This is a genomic window from Streptomyces sp. BK022, assembly GCF_004217355.1.
In the GTDB taxonomy this organism is placed as follows: Bacteria; Actinomycetota; Actinomycetes; order Streptomycetales; family Streptomycetaceae; genus Streptomyces; species Streptomyces griseoluteus.
The window spans coordinates 1,012,500-1,032,190 of the sequence record NZ_SHKU01000003.1; the positions used below are offsets into that span (position 1 = coordinate 1,012,500).

Sequence of the window (19,691 nt, forward strand, 5' to 3'; positions counted from 1 at the left end):
CGGCTGTCAGTGCGGCGTGGCAGGATCGGGGGCGTGGCAGAGACAGCATCGAAGAAGACCGACACCCCTCCCGGCGGCCGACCCCGCCTGATGCTCATGGACGGGCACTCACTGGCGTACCGCGCGTTCTTCGCGCTGCCCGCGGAGAACTTCACCACCGCGACGGGCCAGCCGACGAACGCGATCTACGGCTTCGCCTCGATGCTGGCCAACACCCTGCGTGACGAGGCGCCCACGCACTTCGCGGTCGCCTTCGACGTGTCCCGCAAGACCTGGCGCTCCGAGACGTTCACCGAGTACAAGGCGAACCGCTCCAAGACGCCGGACGAGTTCAAGGGCCAGGTCGAGCTGATCGGCGAGCTGCTGGACGCGATGCGCGCGCCCCGCTTCGCCGTGGACGGCTTCGAGGCGGACGACGTGATCGCCACCCTCGCCACCCAGGCCGAGGCCGCGGGCTTCGACGTGCTGATCGTCACCGGCGACCGGGACTCCTTCCAGCTGGTCAGCGAGCACACCACGGTGCTCTACCCCACCAAGGGCGTCTCGGAGCTGACCCGCTTCACCCCGGAGAAGGTCTTCGAGAAGTACGGGTTGACGCCCGCGCAGTACCCCGACTTCGCCGCCCTGCGCGGCGACCCGTCCGACAACCTGCCCGGCATCCCCGGCGTCGGCGAGAAGACCGCCGCGAAGTGGATCAACCAGTTCGGCTCGTTCGCGGAGCTGGTCGAGCGCGTCGAGGAGGTCAAGGGCAAGGCCGGGCAGAACCTCCGCGACCACCTGGAGTCGGTCAAGCTCAACCGCGTCCTGACCGAGCTGGAGCGCGAGGTCGAGCTGCCGAGGACGGTCGCGGACCTCGGCCGTGAGCCGTACGACCGCAAGGGCGTGGCGGCGTTCCTGGACACCCTGGAGATCCGCAACCCCTCCCTGCGCGAGCGGCTCTTCGCCGTCGACCCCGGCGCCGAGGAGGCCGAGACCACCCCGGTCACGGCGGAGGGCGTCGAGGTGGACGGCACCGTTCTGGGCACCGGCGAGCTGGCCGGCTGGCTGGCCGAGCACGCCGCCGGGCCGCTGGGCATGGCCACGGTCGACACCTGGGCGCTGGGCACCGGCTCGGTCGCCGAGGTCGCCCTCGCGGCCGCCGGGGGAGCGGCCGCCTTCTTCGACCCCACCGAGCTGGACGAGGCCGACGAGCGGGCGTTCGCCGGCTGGCTGGCCGACCCGGCGCGCCCCAAGGTGCTGCACAACGTCAAGGCCGCCATGCGGGTGCTGGCCGAGCACGGCTGGCGGGTCGAGGGCGTGACCATGGACACCGCGCTCGCCGCCTACCTGGTCAAGCCCGGCCGCCGCTCCTTCGACCTGGACGCGCTCTCGCTGGAGTACCTGCACCGCGAGCTGGCCCCGGCCGCCGCGGCCGACGGCCAGCTCGCCTTCGGCGGGGACGACGGCGCCGAGGCCGAGGCCCTCATGATCAAGGCGCGCGCCATCCTCGACCTGGGTGAGGCGCTGGAGACCCGGCTCGCCGAGGTCGGCGCCGCGGACCTGCTGCGGGACATGGAGCTGCCCACCTCCGCGCTGCTCGCCCGCATGGAGCGGCACGGCATCGCGGCCGACCGCCCGCACCTGGAGGCCATGGAGCAGACCTTCGCGGGCGCCGTGCAGCAGGCGGTGAAGGAGGCGCACGCGGCGGCGGGGCACGAGTTCAACCTCGGCTCGCCCAAGCAGCTCCAGGAGGTCCTCTTCGGCGAGCTGGCGCTGCCCAGGACCAAGAAGACCAAGACCGGCTACACCACCGACGCCGACGCCCTGGCCTGGCTCGCCGCGCAGACGGACAACGAACTGCCGGTGATCATGCTCCGCCACCGGGAGCAGGCCAAGCTGCGCGTCACCGTCGAGGGCCTGATCAAGACCATCGCCGCCGACGGCCGCATCCACACCACCTTCAACCAGACGGTGGCGGCGACCGGCCGGCTGTCCTCCACCGACCCCAACCTGCAGAACATCCCGGTCCGCACCGACGAGGGCCGCGCGATCCGCCGGGGCTTCGTGGTCGGCGAGGGCTTCGAGTCCCTGATGACGGCCGACTACAGCCAGATCGAGCTGCGCGTCATGGCCCACCTCTCCGAGGACGCCGGCCTGATCGAGGCGTTCACCTCCGGCGAGGACCTGCACACCACGGTCGCCTCCCAGGTCTTCTCGGTCGGCCGGGACTCGGTCGACGCCGAGATGCGCCGCAAGATCAAGGCCATGTCGTACGGCCTCGCCTACGGCCTGTCCGCCTTCGGCCTCTCCCAGCAGCTCAACATCGACGCCGGCGAGGCCCGCGCGCTGATGGACACCTACTTCGAGCGGTTCGGCGGAGTACGGGACTACCTGCGCCGCGCGGTCGACGAGGCACGGGCGACCGGCTACACGGCGACCCTCTTCGGCCGCCGCCGCTACCTGCCCGACCTCAACAGCGACAACCGCCAGCGCCGCGAGGCCGCCGAGCGGATGGCGCTGAACGCCCCGATCCAGGGCACCGCCGCCGACATCGTCAAGATCGCGATGCTCAACGTGGACCGGGCGCTGCGCGAGGCGGAGCTGAAGTCCCGGATGCTGCTCCAGGTCCACGACGAAATCGTGCTGGAGATCGCCCCCGGTGAGCGCGCGGCCGCCGAGGAGATCGTCCGCCGCGAGATGGCCGGCGCCGTCAGCCTGCGGGCCCCGCTGGACGTCTCGGTGGGCGTCGGCCCGGACTGGGAGTCGGCGGCGCACTGAAGCCGCCCGGAACCCCGCGGGGAGCCGCCCTCCCCGCGGGGTTTCACTCACGTGGCCCCCGCCAGAACGCAGGCCCCGCCCGCCACCCGCGAGACTGCGGGCATGGGTATACGCATGCTTCACCGCCTGAGGCCCGCCCCGCGGCACGGCAGTACGGAGCGTACGGACACCGGACCGGCGCCGGAGGCGTCCGGGACGGCCGTGCCCGTCGTCGCGGCCGGCGCCAGCGCCGCCCGCCACCCCTCGCACCCGCTGACCCGCGTCCGCCGGGCGGGCGCGGCCACCCGCCGGACCCTGGCCGCCGGGGCCCGCCACCTCCCCGACCGGCACGCCTGCGCAGACCTCGCGCGCGGCTACCTCGCGCTGCTGCTGGCCCACCTGCCGAAGGCACGCCCCCGGCACACGCTCACCGTGTTCGTGGCCTCCCTCACCGACCGCCCCGCCCCCGCCGCCCCGCGCCGACCACCGCATCCCGCGACACCGGCTCCCCGCTCGGGGCAGAGGCGGGACTAGGGGGATCGGGGAGACACCCCCTGGGGGACCGCCCCACCCTCACCGCGCCCGCGTACAGCACCACCCCGAGCAGCAGGCCCGCGCCCGCCCCGAAGCAGACCGTGGGCACCAGTTCCCAGGGCCGGGCGACCGCGCCCCAGTAGGCCCACCAGCGCACCGCCCGCACCACCGCCGCGCCCAGCGCGCAACCGCCCAGCAGGGCCAGGGCCCAGCACCGGTCCCGTACGGAGAGCACGGCAACGCCCACCGGGCCGGCGTCCGGGGCCGCCCGGAGCGCCCGCACGGAGAAGACGGCGATCCCGGCGGCGGCCAGGGCCGAGGTGCCGTACTGGAGCCACTGGAAGAGGGGAATTCCGGCCACGACGCTGGCGAGCACCGGGACCAGGCCGGTACCCCAGCGGTCGTGGTGGGTGAAGGCGTCCCACACCACGTGCGTGAGCGCGCCGAGCACCGCCGAGACGTACCACCACAGGGCCGGCCGGACCCGGACCCGCGCGCGGGGTGCCCCGCAGCGCAGCAGGGCGGCGGGCCTGGGCTGCCAGGGCCCGGGGAGCAGCGCCACCAGCGGCTCGCGCACCAGCAGCCAGAGCGCCACCAGCGCCCAGGAGATCAGCACGTCCACGGTGAACACACCGGTGACGGAGTGCGTGAACGTCCCGAACTCCATGGCCTCCGGGCGGACACTGGCCGCGTAATAGGTCAGGTCCGGCGCGAAGGAGCCCGCGACGAGCACCGCGGGGACCAGCGGCCCGCGCCCGGTCCCGTCCCGGCGGACGGCGGGCAGTACGGCCGCGGCGTGGCTGAGGGTGAAGGGCAACAGGTCCTCCCGGAACGGCCGGCACGGGCCGCGCCGGTGATCGCGCGCCCCAGTATGCGTGATCCGCCCTCACCGGCCGTGCGGGCGACGGGAGTCGGCCAAGTCCGGAAAACACGGGCGTCACGGGTGCCTCGCGACAGGGGAGTTGACGTAGGGTCGGCCGGGGCGCATCTGTCGTGCACACGGTCAGGTGACCCACCCCACAGACCACAGTGCGGCACACCGGGCAACCGTGGCACCGGCTCGGCCGTCACACCTTCAGTCGGGACAGGCGCAGACGGACGCCGAGGGCGTCCACGGGAGGGGTTCACTCTATGGCGGCGCACAAGGGCAGGCGGCTGCGCAAGGGAGCGGCGACGACCGCGGCGGCCGCCTTGGCGGTGGCGGCACTCTCCGCGTCCCAGGCACCGGGCGCGACCGGCGCCCCCGAACCCCTCCAGACCAGCGCGGGCCACAGCACCCCCGCACCGGAGGTCTCGGCGGACGGCAACGCCACCGGCAACTCCCCGTACTACACGGACCTTCCGCCGCTCAAGAGCCCCCTGCCGAGCCCGTCGTCGACGATCGGCACACCCGTCTCGCGGGGCGAGGGCGAGGCGGGCATCCCCGCGACCGTCCTGGACGCCTACCAGAAGGCCGAGGCCGAACTCCGCGCCACCAAGCCCGGCTGCAACCTGCCCTGGCAACTCCTCGCCGCCATCGGCAAGGTGGAGTCCGGCCAGGCCAGGGGTGGCCGCGTACGGGCCGACGGCACCACGATCAGCCCGATCATCGGCCCCCAGCTCGACGGCAACGGCTTCGCCCTCATCAAGGACACCGACCACGGTGCCTACGACGGCAACAGCTCCTACGACCAGGCCATCGGCCCGATGCAGTTCATCCCGTCCACCTGGGCGTGGGCGGGCCGCGACGGCAACGGCGACGGCAAGGCCGACCCGAACAACGTCTACGACGCCGCCCTCGCCGCGGGCCACTACCTGTGCCGCAACGGCTGGGACCTCTCCACGGAACGCGACCTGCACCGCGCGATCCTCAGCTACAACAACTCCACCGACTACCTCAACCTCGTGCTGAGCTGGGTGGATTACTACCGCAAGGGCACCCACTCGGTCCCGGACGGCTCCGGCGGCGTCCCCAGCCACCGCAGCGACGACGACCTGCCGCGCACGAGCATGCCCGCCACCCCGGGCTCCCCCTCGCCGAAGCCCTCGAAGCCCTCGAAGCCGGGCAAGCCTTCCAAGCCGGCCGAGCCGAGCCCCGACCCCAGTACGCCCGGCAGCCCCTCGCCCGAGCCGACCCCGCCGACCGGGACGCCCACCCCGTCCGACACGGTGGACCACCTCGTCTCCGCCGACCTGGACGGCACCGAGCTGACCGCCACGGCCGGAGACGCTTTCGAACGGCGGCTCGGCGCCCGCGCGGTGACCAAGGACGGCAAGTCCGTGGCCAAGGTCCGGGTGCGGTTCACCATCAGCGGCGACACCGACGCCACCTTCACCGGCGGCGAGCGGGTGGCCACCATCGCCACCGACGCCAAGGGCGTAGCGCTCGCCCCGCAGCTCCTCGCGGGCGAGAAGGCCGGCACCTTCAAGGTCACCAGTGTGGTCGTCGGGCACACGGCCAAGGGCGTCGGCTACACGGCCACCGTCACCCCGCGCCCCGCCGACAAGCTGGTCCGCACCTCCGACACCGCGCTGACCTGCGCCCCGGGCGGCGAGTTCACCGGGCAGGTCCAGGTGAAGGCCACCTACAAGGGCGCTCCGGCGGCCAAGGTCGGCGCCACCGCCACCCTGATCAAATCCGCTGCCGACCCCAGCGCGAACATCGCCGGCCCCTACTTCAAGGACGCGAACGGCCGGCCCGTGCGCACCCTCACCGGGCTCACCACCGACGCGAACGGTGTCGTCACGCTGCCCAAGCTGTACGCGGACCTCTTCAGCGGCACCTACCTGCTCCGCGTCACCACGCCGGGAGGCGGAAGCGTCACCGTCGAGCTGAAGGTCTCCGTCGCGGCGAGCGCCTCGGCCAGTGCTTCGGCGAGCCCCTCGCCGAGCCCGTCGGCCGGCTCCTGAGGTTCCCTCACCGCCTGAGCCGGGCCGTCGTGTGACGGGTCGGCTCGGCGGTGGCCGGGTCCTCGGGCCAGGGATGCTTCGGGTAGCGCCCGCGCAGCTCGGCCCGGACCGCCCGGTAGCCGTCCCGCCAGAACGAGGCGAGGTCCGCCGTCACGGCGGCGGGCCGCCCGGCGGGCGACAGCAGATGCACCAGCAGCGGCACCCCGGCCACCTCCGGGGTCTCCCGCAGCCCGAACATCTCCTGCAACTTCACGGCCAGCACCGGCCGTTCGGGGTCCGCGTAGTCCACCCGCACCCGTGACCCGCTCGGTACGGCGATCCGCTCCGGCGCCAGCTCCTCCAGCCGTGCCGCCTCCCCGCCCGCCCACGGCAGCAGCCGCGTCAACGCCTGCCCCGCGTCGATCCGCCCCAGGTCCGCCCGGCGCCGGGCCCGCCCCAGCTCCGGCTCCAGCCAGTCGTCCACACGGGCCAGCAGCGCCTCCTGCGACACGTCGGGCCACGGCTCCCCGAGCCGCGCGCGCAGGAACGCCAGCCGCTCGCGCAGGAGCCGAGCGTGCTCTGTCCACCGCAGCAGCTCCAGCCCTTCCCGCTCCAGCCCGTCGACCAGGGCGGCCCGCACCCGCTCGGGGTCCGGCCGGGTGAGGGGCCGCACGGCCAGCTCGACGGCCCCCAGCCGCTCGACCCGCCGCGCCACGACCTCCCCCTCGGCCCAGCGCACCTCCTCCCGCTCCTGAAGCAGCGGAGCGGCGGCGGCCCGGGCCACGTCCTCCCGCACAGCGGCCCCGAGCCGCACCCGCCCGTGCCCCTTCCCCACGGCACGGTCCGCCACGGCCACCACGATCCACGGCGCCCCCCGCAACGCCGAGCCCTCGTCCAGCTCGACCCGGCTCCCGGACACCGTCAGATACGACCCGCCGTCCAGCCGGGCGATCCGCTCGGGAAAGGCGAGAGCGGCCACCTGACCGACGGCGGCCTCGTCGCCGAGGGGCTCACTCGCGGGAGCGGGCGCGCCCGTGCCCTCCTGCCCCGCCGCCCCGCGCAGTCGCCGTACCTCCGCCGCCCACCGCGCGGCATACGCGTCGCCACCCCGGCGGGCCCGGCGCAGGGCACCCGCCAGGTCGTCGCCGTACTCGCGGGGCAGCTCCTCCGAAAGGAGGGCGACTGCCTCTGCGGCGGCAGGGGTGGGGGAGTCGAGGAGGGCCCGGCCGAGGCGGGGGTGCAGGCCGAGGCGGGAGAGGCGGGTGCCCCGGGGGGTGGCCCGGCCGAGCGGATCGACGGCGCCGACCGCGGTCAGGACGTCCCGGGCCGCCGCCATCGCGCCGGCGGGCGGCGGGTCCAGAAGGGCGAGGCCCGTGGCGTCGGGGTCGCCCCAGCAGGACGCCTGGAGGGCGAAGGCGGTCAGGTCGGCGACCTTGATCTCCGGGGCCGGGAAGGCGGGGAGACGGGTGTCCTCGGCACGGTCCCAGCAGCGGTAGACCACGCCGGGTGCCTCGCGCCCGGCCCGCCCCGCCCGCTGGGCGCCCGCCGCGCGGGAGGCCCGTACCGTCGCCAGGCCGCTCAGGCCGCGCGCGTGGTCCACGCGGGGCTCCCGGGCGAGCCCGGAGTCGACGACGACCCGGACGCCCGGCACGGTGAGGGAGGACTCGGCCACGGAGGTCGCCAGGACCACCCGGCGCCGCTCACCGGGGGAGAGCACCGCGTCCTGCACGGCGGCGGGGGCGCGGCCGTGCACCTGGAGCACGTCGACGCCGGGAAGCCGGCCCAGCTGCCCGGCCACGCGGGCGATCTCGCCGACTCCCGGCAGGAAGCACAGCACGTCACCGGTCTGCTCGGCGAGAGCCCGCCGTACGACCGAGACCACGTGCGCGAGGAGGGCGGGGTCCACCCGCATCCCGTGCGGCGGGCGTACCGGACGCGCGGGCGGCGCCCAGATCACGTCCACGGGGTACGAGACCCCGGCCGCCTCCACCACCGGCGCGCCGCCGAGCAGCCGGGCCCAGCCCTGGGCGTCGGTGGTCGCGGAGGCGGCCACCAGCCACAGGTCGGGCCGGAGGGTTCCCCGTACGTCCCAGAGGAAGGCGGCGGCCGTGTCGGCGTCGAGATGCCGCTCGTGGCACTCGTCGAGCACCACCACGTCGACACCGCTCAGCTCCTGGTCCCGCTGGAGCCGCTGGAGGAGGACACCGGTGGTCACGACCTCGACGCGGGTACGGCGCCCCACCACACGTTCGCCGCGCACGGTGTGGCCGACGCTCACACCCGGCTGCTCGCCCAGCAGCCACGCCATCCGCCGCGCGGCGGCCCGCGCGGCGATCCGGCGGGGCTCGGCCACCACGACCCGCCGCGCCGGCCCCCCGCCGACCAGCCCGGCCAGCACCAGCGGCACGAGCGTCGTCTTGCCGGTACCGGGCGGCGCCACCAATACGGCGGTGCCCCGCTCGTCCAGCGCGGTGGTCAGGTCGGGCAGGGCGGAGCGCACGGGCAGCGCGGCGAGGGCGTCGTCACGGATCACGCCCCCAGTGTCGTACGCCGGACGCTCAGTCCCGTTCGCAGACGAAGATCGCCGTACCGGGGATCAGGCTGCCGCGCAGCGGGGACCAGCCGCCCCACTCCGAGGTGTTCCAGGCCGGCCACTCCGGCTCCACCAGGTCCACCAGCCGGAAACCGGAGGACACGACGTCCCGCACCCGGTCACCGATCGTGCGGTGGTGCTCCACATAGACGGCGTGTCCGTCGTCGTCCTGCTCCACATAGGGAGTGCGGTCGAAGTAGGACGACGCCACCGACAGCCCCTCCGGACCCGGCTCGTCCGGGAACGCCCAGCGGATCGGGTGCGTCACCGAGAACACCAGCCGGCCGCCCGGCCGCAGCACCCGCCGCACCTCGCGCAGCACCAGCCGGGGATCGGCCACGAACGGCAGCGCCCCGTACGCCGAGCACACCAGGTCGAAGGAGGCGTCCGCGAAGGGCAGCGCGCCCGCGTCCGCGCACACCAGCGGGAACTCCGAGCCGATGCGCAGCGCGTGCTGGAGCTGCCGGTGGGAGAGGTCGAGCGCGACCGGCCGGGCCCCCTGGGCGGCCAGCCAGCGCGCGCACTGCGCCGCGCCCGCGCCGATCTCCAGCACGTCCCGGCCCTTCAGCTCCTCCGCGGGGCCGAGCAGCTCGGCCTCCACCTCGTCCAGCCCCTCCGGGCACCAGACGAAGCGGTCGTCTCCGAGGAAGGTGCCGTGCTCGACCTGGTACTCGTCGGCGTTCCGGTCCCACCAGCCCCGGTTGGCCCTGCTGCTCTCCGCGACCCCCGCGTCACGGCGGGTGGCTTCCGGCTCGGACCCCTCCGGGTCGTGCCCCACAGGCTCTTGGATGATCGGCTCCCTCGTCGTACTCTTCCGTCCAACCGGCCCGCCGGACGCGTGTCACGGAAGGGATCGCGCGGTCACACGCGCCCAGTTGGGCGATTGTTCCGCCGGGTATGCGGCGGTCCGTCCGCGGTGTGCGCCTTCGCGCATTGACCCTGCCCGGCTGCCCCCGTATGCTACAAGTTGCGCTGCGGGCCTGCGCACCTCAGACGTAGCAGGTCGCGCTCGCATCTGTATGTATCCCTCGGTTTTCGAGGCGCCACCGGGCACCCGGTGTTCATGTGGCGCTTCCTTGGCTGTCCGGCTTCTGCAGAGCGAAACGGGCTCCCGGCGTAAGCAGTACCTACGACTTCAATGTCCGCACCGGAGCCCTTTCCCACATGACGAGCAGCACCGAGACCACCGCCACCACCCCGCAGGTTGCGGTCAACGACATCGGTAACGAGGAAGCCTTCCTCGCCGCGATCGACGAGACGATCAAGTACTTCAACGACGGCGACATCGTCGACGGCGTCATCGTGAAGGTCGACCGGGACGAGGTCCTGCTCGACATCGGTTACAAGACCGAAGGTGTCATCCCGAGCCGCGAGCTCTCGATCAAGCACGACGTCGACCCGAACGAGGTCGTCAAGGTCGGCGACGAGATCGAGGCCCTGGTTCTCCAGAAGGAGGACAAGGAAGGCCGCCTGATCCTCTCGAAGAAGCGCGCCCAGTACGAGCGCGCCTGGGGCACCATCGAGAAGATCAAGGAAGAGGACGGCATCGTCACCGGTACCGTCATCGAGGTCGTCAAGGGTGGTCTCATCCTCGACATCGGCCTCCGCGGCTTCCTCCCGGCCTCCCTGGTCGAGATGCGCCGCGTCCGCGACCTCCAGCCCTACGTGGGCAAGGAGCTCGAGGCGAAGATCATCGAGCTGGACAAGAACCGCAACAACGTGGTCCTGTCCCGCCGTGCCTGGCTCGAGCAGACCCAGTCCGAGGTCCGCCAGACGTTCCTCACGACCCTCCAGAAGGGTCAGGTCCGCTCCGGCGTCGTGTCCTCCATCGTCAACTTCGGTGCCTTCGTGGACCTGGGTGGCGTCGACGGCCTGGTGCACGTCTCCGAGCTGTCCTGGAAGCACATCGACCACCCGTCCGAGGTTGTCGAGGTCGGCCAGGAAGTCACCGTCGAGGTCCTCGACGTGGACATGGACCGCGAGCGCGTCTCCCTGTCGCTGAAGGCGACCCAGGAAGACCCGTGGCAGCAGTTCGCCCGCACCCACCAGATCGGCCAGGTCGTGCCCGGCAAGGTCACGAAGCTGGTTCCGTTCGGTGCGTTCGTCCGCGTGGACGAGGGCATCGAGGGTCTGGTCCACATCTCCGAGCTGGCCGAGCGCCACGTGGAGATCCCGGAGCAGGTCGTCCAGGTCAACGACGAGATCTTCGTCAAGGTCATCGACATCGACCTCGAGCGTCGCCGCATCAGCCTCTCGCTGAAGCAGGCCAACGAGGCCTTCGGTGCCGACCCGGCGTCGGTCGAGTTCGACCCGACCCTGTACGGCATGGCCGCGTCCTACGACGACCAGGGCAACTACATCTACCCCGAGGGCTTCGACCCCGAGACCAACGACTGGCTCGAGGGCTACGAGACCCAGCGCGAGGCGTGGGAGGGCCAGTACGCCGAGGCGCAGCAGCGCTTCGAGCAGCACCAGGCCCAGGTCATCAAGTCCCGCGAGGCGGACGAGAAGGCCGCTGCCGAGGGTGGCGACGCCGCGGGTGCCGCTCCGGCCGCGTCCGGTGGCGGTTCCTACTCCTCCGAGGGTGCGGACACCTCCGGTGCCCTTGCTTCGGACGAGGCGCTTGCCGCGCTGCGTGAGAAGCTGGCCGGCGGCCAGAGCTGAGCGCTCACCGCTGAGGTTTAGCCACTCAGGCTGACTTGAGGGACCCGTACCTTTCGAGGTGCGGGTCCCTCAGGCGTTCTTGGTGCGTTGTCAGGTGCGGCTGGTGGGGGTTGAGCGCGCGGTTCCCCGCGCCCCTTGGGGGGTTGGAGTGGGCGCCTCTTTCAGGTGATCTTGGGAATGGGGTTCGGTCCTCCGGTGTTGGGATGTAACGACACAAGGAGGGGCGGTCATCGTGGTTGATCCGCAGGGTTTGTTCGCTTGGGAGCCGAAGGGGCTCGCCGTGGTGGACATGGCGTTGGCTCAGGAGTCGGCCGGGCTGGTCATGCTCTACCACTTCGACGGATACATCGACGCGGGAGAGACGGGCGACCAGATCGTCGAGCGCGTCCTCGACACGCTGCCGCACCAGGTCGTGGCCCGTTTCGACCACGACCGGCTGGTGGACTACCGTGCCCGCCGCCCGCTGCTGACCTTCCAGCGGGACGGCTGGACCGACTACGAGGTGCCGGCCATCGAGGTCCGCCTCGTGCAGGACGCCACCGGTGCGCCGTTCCTGGTGCTGTCCGGGCCCGAACCCGACGTGGAGTGGGAGCGGTTCGCGCTCGCCGTGCAGCAGATCGTGGAGCGGCTCGGGGTCCGGCTGTCCGTCAACTTCCACGGCATCCCGATGGGCGTCCCGCACACCCGTCCCGTGGGCCTCACTCCGCACGGCAACCGCACCGACCTGGTCCCCGGACACCGCAGCCCCTTCGAGGAGGCCCAGGTGCCGGGCAGTGCCGCCGCGCTGCTGGAGTACCGGCTCGGCCAGGCCGGGCACGACGTCCTCGGCGTCGCCGCGCACGTCCCGCACTACCTCGCCCGCTCCGCCTACCCGGACGCCGCGCTGACCGTGCTGGAGGCGATCACCGCCGCCACCGGTCTCGTCCTGCCCGGGGTCGCGCACGGTCTGCGCACCGAGGCCCACCGCACCCAGACCGAGATCGACCGCCAGATCCGCGAGGGCGACGAGGAACTGACCTCGCTGATCCAGGGCCTGGAGCACCAGTACGACGCGGCCGCCGGCGCCGAGACCCGCGGCAACATGCTCGCCGAGCCCGTCGACATCCCCTCCGCCGACGAGATCGGCCTGGAGTTCGAGCGGTTCCTCGCCGAGCGGGAGGGTGAGGCGTAAGCCTCCCGGCGGCAGGGTCTAGGCTGCGCGGCATGTTGAAAGTAGGGCTGACCGGCGGCATCGGGGCCGGCAAGAGCGCGGTGTCGCGGCTGCTCGTGGAGCACGGGGCCGTGCTGATCGACGCGGACCGGATCGCGCGGGAGGTCGTGGCGCCGGGTACACCGGGGCTGGCGGCCGTGGTGGAGGCGTTCGGGCCGGAGATCCTCGCCGAGGACGGCTCGCTGGACCGGCCCCGGCTCGGCTCCATCGTCTTCGCCGACCCGGAGAAACTGGCCGTCCTCAACTCGATCGTGCACCCCCTGGTGGGCGAGCGGTCCCGCGAGCTGGAGAGCGCCGCGAGCGCGGACGCCGTCGTCCTGCACGACGTACCGCTCCTCACCGAGAACGGGCTGGCGCCGCTGTACGACCTCGTCGTCGTCGTGGACGCGAGCCCCGAGACCCAGCTCGACCGGCTGGTCAGGCTGCGCGGGACGACCGAGGAGGACGCCCGGGCCCGCATGGCCGCCCAGGCGAGCCGCGAGCAGCGCCGGGAGATCGCCGACATCGTGATCGACAACGACGTGCCGCTGGACGCGCTGGAGAAGCGGGTCGCGGAGGTCTGGGCCGAGCTGAACCGGCGCGCGGCAGGGCGCGGTGGCGCGGAATAGCCGTTCCCCTCCGATGCGTTGGAACGGCGGAGTGAGGGAAGGACTTCGCCGTGCCCGAGAGCAATGGTTCCGCCGGACGTACGCCGGAGACGGATGTCATCGACTTCCGCGCCGCCGAGCATCTGCTCGACGCGCGGGACCCCAGGGGCGCGGTGAAACTGCTCGACGAAGTGATCGCCGCCCACCCCGAGAACACCGCCGCCCGGCTGCTGCGAGCGCGCGCCTTCTTCGCCGCCGCCCAACTGCGGCCCGCCGAACTCGAGTTCACGGTGGTGCTGGAGCGCGAGCCGGACAACGCCTTCGCCCACTTCGCGCTGGGCCGCACCTACGAGCGGCAGGGGCGTTCCGGTCAGGCCCGGCGTCACTTCCGGCTCGCCGCCGCGCTGGACCCCAACCCGGACTATCTGCGAGCGGCCCGCTTCGACTCGTGAGCCCCGTCGCTCAGGGGTGGTGGTGCCGGGGCGCGGGCAGGCGCGGGAATCCCCGCCGCCGCCCGGGCCGTACCGCCGGCTCCCCGTGCGCGGGCTCGTACGGGGGCACGTCGCGGCCGGGCTGGTAGTGGGGGCCCTGGCGCAGATGACGGAGGACCAGGGCCAGGTCGACCGTGACCACCAGCCACAGCACGGCACACGCGACCGCCCAGCCGGTCCGTCCGGTGAGGGCGAAGGCCACGGTGCCGAAGACGGTCCAGGCGAACCCCCACACGCTCAGCCACAGCCGCGCCCGCAGCGCACTGCGCGCAGTCGTCGGCTCACTGCCGGTACGCATCCGATCACCACCTCTCCGGCAATCCCTCTCGCAACGTACTCCGGTTCCCGGGGCGGTGTGAATTGACTCGAACGAGTGGTCCGAGGCGGGACGGGAACGGCTGACCGAAGATCGTCCGTTCTTCCGGCATGACAGTCGAGATGCGTGAAGGACATCAGGGGACCGGCCCCGGAGCGATCACCCCGGACGGCTGCGCGGTCGAGCTGTACGCCCGCCTTCCCCCGGGCGACGAACCGGACGTCATCGCCGCCGCCGTGCCCGCCGGGGCGCACATCCTGGAGCTGGGCAGCGGCGCGGGCCGGGTCACCCACGCCCTCAAGGAGCGCGGCTTCCGGGTGACGGCGGTGGACGAGTCCGCGGAGATGCTGGAGCGGGTGCGCGGGGCGGAGCGCACCATATGCACGCCGATCGAGGACCTCGACCTGGGCGAGCGGTTCGACGTGGTCCTGCTCGGCTCGTTCCTGGTCCACACCGCCGACCCGGCGCTGCGCCACGCCCTGCTGGACGCCTGCGCCCGCCATGTGGCGCCGGGCGGCCGCGTGCTCATCCAGCGGGAGGGCGCGGACTACCACGAGAACGTGCCGAGGGAGCGCGTCGACCCCCGGGGCTTCACGGTCCGGATCGCCTCGGTGGAGCCGGTCGGGGACGGGGTCGACTCGGTGCGGGCCGAGTACCTCTTCCCGGACGCCACCTGGACCCAGACCTTCCGCAGCAGGCACCTGACGAAGGAGCAGTTCGAGGCCGCGCTGGCGGAGGCGGGGCTCAGAGCGGACGCCGAGCTGACCGACGACGGGACATGGGTGCGGGCGGTGCCGGTGGGCTGAGGAGCCTGGAGGGCGCGGGCCGGAGGTGCCGTGGCTCAGCGGGCCGGCCGGCGCCTGCCGTGGGGGTCCGGGGCGACGGGAGGAGCGCCGGGGGCGTCCGGTGCTCCCAGGCCGCGCAGGCGTTCCAGTTCGCGGCGGTCCCGCTTGGTGGGGCGGCCGGTGCCCCGGTCGCGGACGCCGACGGGGGCGACCGCCTCGCGGGGCGGGGGAGGAGGCGAGTTGTCGATGTAGCACTGCGCGGCCACCGGAGCGCCGACCCGCTTGCGGATCAGCCGCTTCACGATCACCACGCGCTCCCGGCCCTCGTGCCGCAGCCGCACCTCGTCACCCACCCGCACGGAGTACGCGGGCTTCACCCGCTCCCCGTTCACATGGACGTGGCCGCCCCGGCAGGCGGTGGCGCCCAGCGAGCGCGTCTTGACCAGGCGCACCGCCCAGACCCAGCTGTCGATGCGGACCGTCTCACCGGCGCCCAGACCCGCGGCCTCGGCGGCGGCCACCGCGGCGGCGGTACCGGGGTCGGGCGCCGGTACCGCGGGGGCGGCGGCCTCCCGGGTGCCGTCGGCGGCCGGGTCCTGCGAAGCGAGTGCCATGCTGCCGACCCTAACGCTCCGCCGCGCCGGGCCGGTACGGCGTTTCACCACCACTCCCACGCTCCACCCCGGATGCGCCCCGCCCGCGCACCCCGGAGGCTGTTGCCGAGGTCGCGCCGGGAGCGAGGAGGGGACATGGAGACGGAGGCCGAGGCCGAGGAGCCGCCCCGGCACCGGCGGACGTTCACCTTTCCCAGCGCGCTCACCGTGCTCGCCGTCGTCACGATCGCCGTCTGGCTGCTCGCCTTCCTCATCCCGCCGGGCCAGTACGACCGGGACGCGGCCGGCGTCCCCGTCCAGGGGACCTACCACCGCGTCCTGGCCGGGGAGTCCTTCGTCGACCGGCTCGAGGACCTGTTCCTGTCGCCGGTGAACGGCCTCTACGGCCTCCGGGACGCGAGGACCGGGCTGGTGGGGCCGGACCTGGCCGGAGAGCTGTACGGCGCGGCGGGGGTGTTCCTGTTCGTGCTGGCCATCGGCGCGTTCATCACCGTCGTGTTCGCCACCGGCGCGCTCGACCGGGGCATCGCCCGGCTCGCGCACCGGCTGCGGGAGCGGGGCGCGCTGCTGATCGCCGGGATCATGGTGGTCTTCTCGGTGCTCGGCACCGTGGAGGGGTTCGCCGAGGAGACCCTCGGCTTCTACGGCCTGATCGTGCCGCTGATGCTCGCCCTCGGCTACGACCGGATGGTGGCCGTCGGCACGATCATCCTGGGCGCGGGCATCGGCGTGCTGTGCTCGACGGTCAACCCCTTCGCCACGGGGGTGGCCTCCTCGGCGGCCGACATCTCCCTCGGCGACGGCATCGTGCTGCGATTCGTGATGTGGGTGGTGCTGACGGCCGTGACGGTCGCCTACGTCATCCGGTACGCCCGGCGGGTGCGGCGGGACCCGGCCCGCTCCCTCACCGGCTTCCTGCCCGGCGACCGCGAGCACGCCACCGAGGCGCCGGACGCGGAACCGGAACTGACCGGGCTGCACCGGGCGGTGCTGACCACGATGGTCCTGGTCTTCGCATTCATGATCTTCTCCGTGGTGCCCTGGTCCAGCGCGCTCACCGGCGACGCGGACGCCACCCCGTACGGGTTCGAGCTGGACTGGTCCTTCCCGCAGCTCGCCGCGCTGTTCATCTGCGCCGCCGTACTGGTCGGGCTGGTGGCGCGGATGGGGGAGCAGCGGCTCAGCTCCACCGTCGTGCAGGGCGCGGCCGACTTCATCTCGCCCGCGCTGGTCATCGTGCTGGCCCGCGGCGTCACCGTGATCATGAACAACTCCAAGATCACCGACACCGTGCTGCACTCCATCGAGGGCGTGGTGCGGGGGACCTCGTCCGGCGTCTTCGCGGTCATCGTGTTCGTGGTGAACCTGCCGCTGGCCTTCCTGATCCCCTCCACCTCCGGCCACGCCACGCTCGCCATGCCGATCCTCGCCCCGCTGGCGGACTTCGCCGGGGTGTCCCGCGCGGTCGTCGTCACCGCCTGGCAGGCGTCCAGCGGCTGGATGAACCTGTGGGTGCCCACCACCGCCGTCGTCATGGGCGGTGTCGCGCTCGCCAAGGTGGGCTACGACAAGTACCTGCGGTTCGCGTGGCCGCTGCTGGCCGTGCTGTTCGCGCTGATCTGCGGGTTCGTCGCGCTGGGAGCGGCGTTCACCTGACCGGGCGGGCCTACCGTGAAGGGCATGGACGACAGCGAGGGTCTCGCCCGGCTGGACCGGCGCGTGAGCGAGTGCCGGGCCTGCCCGCGGCTGGTGGAGTGGCGCGAGGAGGTGGCCCGTACCAAGCGGGCCGCCTTCGCGGACTGGACGTACTGGGGGCGCCCGGTACCCGGCTTCGGCCCCGCCGACGCCCGGCTGGCGATCATCGGGCTGGCCCCCGCCGCGCACGGCGGCAACCGCACCGGCCGCATGTTCACCGGCGACCGCTCCGGCGACGTGCTCTACCAGGCCCTCTACGACCTGGGCCTCGCCTCCCAGCCGACCTCGGTCGCCGTCGACGACGGGCTGGAACTGTACGGCGTCCGCGTCACCGCCCCCGTGCACTGCGCACCGCCCGCCAACAAGCCGACGCCCGGTGAGCGCGACACCTGCCGGCCCTGGCTGGTGCAGGAGCTGAAGCTGCTCCGGCCGACGCTCCGGGCCGTCGTCGTGCTGGGCGCCTTCGGCTGGCAGGCGGCGCTGCCCGCGCTCACCGAGGCGGGCTGGACCGTACCCCGCCCCCGCCCCGCCTTCGGCCACGGCACCCACGTCCCGCTCGAAGGCGGCCTCGACCTCTACGGCTGCTTCCACGTCAGTCAGCGCAACACCTTCACCGGCCGCCTCACCCCCGAGATGCTCCGCGAGACCCTGGGCACGGCGGCCCGTGCGGCGGGGCTGGTCTAGGGTCTTTCGTTTGGATCAGGCCGGATCAGGGCGCGGTGCCAGACCCCGCGAGCCCGGCAAGATCCAAACGAGAGGCCCTAGCGGGTCAGGGCTGCCAGACGTACCGCACGTCCGGCTCCCGCTCCTCATTGCCGCGGCCGTCGGTGCGCTCGGCGGCGACGAAGCCGTGGCGCTCGTAGAAGCGGTGCGCGGGCGCGTTCACCTGGAAGGTCCACAGCGTCAGCCCGTCCGGCACGCGCTGCTTGGCCAGCGCCACGAACCGGTCGCCGAGGCCGCGCCCACGATGGGCGGGGTCCAGGTAGAGCTGGGACAGCAGGCCCCCGTCGAGCACCATCATGCCGACGATCGCGCCGTCCTCCGCCTCGGCCACCCAGGTCTCGCGCAGCGGGATCACCACGTCCCGGACGTGCGCGCGGACCTCGTCGTCCGAGCGGGGCCGGACGACGTCGGGCAGCGCGGCGGCGAAGGAGCGCAGCCAGACGTCTGCCGTGGCACGGGCGTCCGCCGGGACGGCCCGCCGCAGCAGGACCGTCACTGGCCGGCCTCCGGGATCGCGGCCGTGGCGGTGATCTCCACCAGCTGGCCGGTGTAGCCGAGGCAGGCGACGCCGAGCAGGGTGGAGGAGTGCGGGCCCTTGCTCAGACCGGACGCCTCCACCACCTCCCACACCGAGGAGAGCACCGAGGGCTGGTCGCTCACCACGTACACCTCGGTCACCAGGACGTGCGCCAGATCGCTGCCCACGGCCCGCAGCTGCTCCCGCAGGTTGGCGATCACCTGCCCGGCCTGGGCCACCGGATCGCCGGGCCCGACCAGTTCGCCCCGTTCGTCCAGCGGGACCGCGCCGGCGAGGAAGGCGAGCCGGGTGCCCGCCTCCACCACGGAGGCGTGGGAGTAGGTCGGCGGCGGAAAGAGACCGGGGACGGTGACACGGCGGATCATGGCGGCTCCCTCGACGGGCGGGCGGACGACCGCCCATCATCGGCGGCCTGGAACCGCCCGCGCATCCGAATAACCACGACAGCGAGGAGCCGCCGTGCCCACCCTTTCCGACGCCGACTTCCTCTCGGCCACCGCCGAGCGCCTCGCCGGGCTGCCCACGGTGCGGGCCGTCGCGCTCGGCGGCTCGCGAGCCGAGGGCACCCATACCGAGGACAGCGACTGGGACCTCGCCGTGTACTACCGGGGCGGCTTCGACCCGGACGACCTGCGCGCCCTCGGCTGGGAGGGCGAGGTCTCCGAGGTCGGCGGCTGGGGCGGCGGGGTGTTCAACGGCGGGGCGTGGCTCACCGTCGACGGCCGCCGGGTCGACGTCCACTACCGGGATCTCGGCACCGTCGAGCACGAGCTGGCCGAGGCCGAGCAGGGACGCTTCCGCGTCGAGCCCCTGCTGTTCCACCTCGCGGGGATTCCCACGTACCTGATCGTCGCCGAGCTGGCCGTCAACCAGGTGCTGCGCGGCACCCTGCCCCGCCCCGCCGCCTACCCGGACGCGCTGCGCCGCACCGCCCCCGAGCGCTGGCGGGGCACCGCCCGCGCCACCCTCGGCTACGCCCGCGCCCACCACGCCCCGCGCGGCCGGCTCACCGAGGTCGCCGGTGCGCTGGCCACCGCCGCCGCCCAGGCCGCGCACGCGGTGCTGGCCGAGCGCGGGGAGTGGGTCACCAACGAGAAGCGGCTGCTGGAGCGCGCCGGACTGCGGCGGATCGACGAGGTGACCGCCGCCCTCACGCCCAGGACGCTCGTCGGCGCGGTGACCGAGGCGGAGGAGATCCTGCTCACGCCGCCGGGGCATCTTTCACCTCCCCGAAACCCGGGCGTCGCGTCCACCGCCGCGCCACGCTCTACCCTGGAGTGACCCCACTCGGCCGCCGTCGTCCGAAGGCCCCCCGCCCTCGCACGAACAGGAGCCCC

At 73.4% G+C, this 19,691-nt stretch carries 18 protein-coding genes; 11 read left to right on the forward strand and 7 right to left on the reverse strand.

Translation table 11 applies throughout. The features are described 5' to 3' along the window. Positions 1–33 precede the first annotated feature (33 nt). Positions 34–2,757: a DNA polymerase I gene (gene polA, locus EV284_RS16130; RefSeq protein WP_130334532.1), complete on the forward strand. Its 2,724-nt coding sequence runs from the start codon at positions 34–36 to the stop codon at positions 2,755–2,757. A gap of 102 nt (positions 2,758–2,859) precedes the next feature. Beyond that, positions 2,860–3,270 carry a hypothetical protein gene (locus tag EV284_RS16135; protein ID WP_130334534.1) on the forward strand — a complete coding sequence of 137 codons (411 nt, stop codon included), beginning with the start codon at positions 2,860–2,862 and terminating at the stop codon, positions 3,268–3,270. Here EV284_RS16135 and EV284_RS16140 read toward each other — a convergent pair. Next, the gene (locus tag EV284_RS16140) at positions 3,185–4,087 is read right to left on the reverse strand and encodes a DUF4184 family protein (protein WP_130334536.1); all 903 of its coding nucleotides are present in this window, start codon (positions 4,085–4,087) and stop codon (positions 3,185–3,187) included. The two genes, EV284_RS16135 and EV284_RS16140, sit on opposite strands and share 86 nt — an antisense overlap. Positions 4,088–4,401: 314 nt before the next feature. Between EV284_RS16140 and EV284_RS16145 the strand changes: the two genes are divergently transcribed. Continuing rightward, positions 4,402–6,159, forward strand: a complete 1,758-nt coding sequence (locus EV284_RS16145; protein WP_130334538.1) for a lytic transglycosylase domain-containing protein — start codon at positions 4,402–4,404, stop codon at positions 6,157–6,159. Positions 6,160–6,166: 7 nt separating this feature from the next. On the opposite strand, the gene hrpB is transcribed toward EV284_RS16145, so the two are convergent. Then, positions 6,167–8,671: an ATP-dependent helicase HrpB gene (gene hrpB / locus EV284_RS16150; protein WP_130334540.1), complete on the reverse strand. Its 2,505-nt coding sequence runs from the start codon at positions 8,669–8,671 to the stop codon at positions 6,167–6,169. A gap of 25 nt (positions 8,672–8,696) precedes the next feature. Then, positions 8,697–9,509: a class I SAM-dependent methyltransferase gene (locus EV284_RS16155; protein WP_130334542.1), complete on the reverse strand. Its 813-nt coding sequence runs from the start codon at positions 9,507–9,509 to the stop codon at positions 8,697–8,699. Between the two features lie 386 nt (positions 9,510–9,895). Here EV284_RS16155 and rpsA point away from each other — a divergent pair, with 386 nt between their 5' ends. The 4 genes from rpsA to EV284_RS16175 all read left to right on the forward strand — a co-directional run bounded on the left by rpsA (position 9,896) and on the right by EV284_RS16175 (position 13,644). After that, complete coding sequence (gene rpsA, locus EV284_RS16160) at positions 9,896–11,395, forward strand: 30S ribosomal protein S1 (protein WP_086695143.1); 1,500 nt, start codon at positions 9,896–9,898, stop codon at positions 11,393–11,395. A gap of 232 nt (positions 11,396–11,627) precedes the next feature. Further along, entirely contained in the window at positions 11,628–12,566 is a 939-nt protein-coding gene (locus EV284_RS16165) for a PAC2 family protein (RefSeq protein ID WP_130334545.1), read from the forward strand. 32 nt (positions 12,567–12,598) lie between these two features. Further along, positions 12,599–13,213 (forward strand): dephospho-CoA kinase, encoded by a 615-nt coding sequence (gene coaE / locus EV284_RS16170; RefSeq protein WP_130334547.1) that lies wholly within the window; start codon positions 12,599–12,601, stop codon positions 13,211–13,213. Positions 13,214–13,263: 50 nt separating this feature from the next. After that, positions 13,264–13,644 (forward strand): tetratricopeptide repeat protein, encoded by a 381-nt coding sequence (locus EV284_RS16175; RefSeq protein ID WP_130334549.1) that lies wholly within the window; start codon positions 13,264–13,266, stop codon positions 13,642–13,644. 10 nt (positions 13,645–13,654) lie between these two features. Here the strand turns inward: EV284_RS16175 and EV284_RS16180 are convergent, their stop codons facing one another. Continuing rightward, complete coding sequence (locus EV284_RS16180; RefSeq protein ID WP_130334551.1) at positions 13,655–13,981, reverse strand: DUF6343 family protein; 327 nt, start codon at positions 13,979–13,981, stop codon at positions 13,655–13,657. A gap of 140 nt (positions 13,982–14,121) precedes the next feature. Here EV284_RS16180 and EV284_RS16185 point away from each other — a divergent pair, with 140 nt between their 5' ends. Next, a complete protein-coding gene (locus EV284_RS16185) occupies positions 14,122–14,805 on the forward strand; it encodes a class I SAM-dependent methyltransferase (RefSeq protein ID WP_130334554.1) in 684 nt (227 codons plus the stop codon). 35 nt (positions 14,806–14,840) lie between these two features. Here the strand turns inward: EV284_RS16185 and EV284_RS16190 are convergent, their stop codons facing one another. After that, positions 14,841–15,398, reverse strand: coding sequence for an RNA-binding S4 domain-containing protein (locus tag EV284_RS16190; protein WP_130334556.1), 558 nt, complete (start codon positions 15,396–15,398; stop codon positions 14,841–14,843). 135 nt (positions 15,399–15,533) lie between these two features. Here EV284_RS16190 and EV284_RS16195 point away from each other — a divergent pair, with 135 nt between their 5' ends. Both EV284_RS16195 and EV284_RS16200 read left to right on the forward strand, forming a co-directional pair. After that, positions 15,534–17,054 (forward strand): YfcC family protein, encoded by a 1,521-nt coding sequence (locus EV284_RS16195; protein ID WP_130334558.1) that lies wholly within the window; start codon positions 15,534–15,536, stop codon positions 17,052–17,054. Positions 17,055–17,078: 24 nt separating this feature from the next. Continuing rightward, positions 17,079–17,777, forward strand: coding sequence for a uracil-DNA glycosylase (locus EV284_RS16200; RefSeq protein ID WP_130334560.1), 699 nt, complete (start codon positions 17,079–17,081; stop codon positions 17,775–17,777). 85 nt (positions 17,778–17,862) lie between these two features. On the opposite strand, the gene EV284_RS16205 is transcribed toward EV284_RS16200, so the two are convergent. Next, positions 17,863–18,312 carry a GNAT family N-acetyltransferase gene (locus EV284_RS16205; protein ID WP_130334562.1) on the reverse strand — a complete coding sequence of 150 codons (450 nt, stop codon included), beginning with the start codon at positions 18,310–18,312 and terminating at the stop codon, positions 17,863–17,865. Next, positions 18,309–18,719 (reverse strand): RidA family protein, encoded by a 411-nt coding sequence (locus EV284_RS16210; RefSeq protein ID WP_130334564.1) that lies wholly within the window; start codon positions 18,717–18,719, stop codon positions 18,309–18,311. The genes EV284_RS16205 and EV284_RS16210 overlap by 4 nt, the downstream gene beginning before the upstream one ends. 94 nt (positions 18,720–18,813) lie before the next feature. Between EV284_RS16210 and EV284_RS16215 the strand changes: the two genes are divergently transcribed. Then, positions 18,814–19,635 (forward strand): nucleotidyltransferase domain-containing protein, encoded by an 822-nt coding sequence (locus EV284_RS16215; protein WP_130334566.1) that lies wholly within the window; start codon positions 18,814–18,816, stop codon positions 19,633–19,635. Positions 19,636–19,691 lie beyond the last annotated feature (56 nt).

Excerpts from the sequence above, each read along its gene's own strand:
- EV284_RS16135 (WP_130334534.1), top strand. The coding sequence starts at position 2,860 with ATGGGTATACGCATGCTTCACCGCCTGAGGCCCGCCCCGCGGCACGGC.
- EV284_RS16145 (WP_130334538.1), top strand. The coding sequence starts at position 4,402 with ATGGCGGCGCACAAGGGCAGGCGGCTGCGCAAGGGAGCGGCGACGACC.
- rpsA (WP_086695143.1), top strand. The coding sequence starts at position 9,896 with ATGACGAGCAGCACCGAGACCACCGCCACCACCCCGCAGGTTGCGGTC.
- coaE (WP_130334547.1), top strand. The coding sequence starts at position 12,599 with ATGTTGAAAGTAGGGCTGACCGGCGGCATCGGGGCCGGCAAGAGCGCG.
- EV284_RS16180 (WP_130334551.1), bottom strand. The coding sequence starts at position 13,981 with ATGCGTACCGGCAGTGAGCCGACGACTGCGCGCAGTGCGCTGCGGGCG.
- EV284_RS16185 (WP_130334554.1), top strand. The coding sequence starts at position 14,122 with ATGCGTGAAGGACATCAGGGGACCGGCCCCGGAGCGATCACCCCGGAC.
- EV284_RS16190 (WP_130334556.1), bottom strand. The coding sequence starts at position 15,398 with ATGGCACTCGCTTCGCAGGACCCGGCCGCCGACGGCACCCGGGAGGCC.
- EV284_RS16195 (WP_130334558.1), top strand. The coding sequence starts at position 15,534 with ATGGAGACGGAGGCCGAGGCCGAGGAGCCGCCCCGGCACCGGCGGACG.
- EV284_RS16200 (WP_130334560.1), top strand. The coding sequence starts at position 17,079 with ATGGACGACAGCGAGGGTCTCGCCCGGCTGGACCGGCGCGTGAGCGAG.
- EV284_RS16210 (WP_130334564.1), bottom strand. The coding sequence starts at position 18,719 with ATGATCCGCCGTGTCACCGTCCCCGGTCTCTTTCCGCCGCCGACCTAC.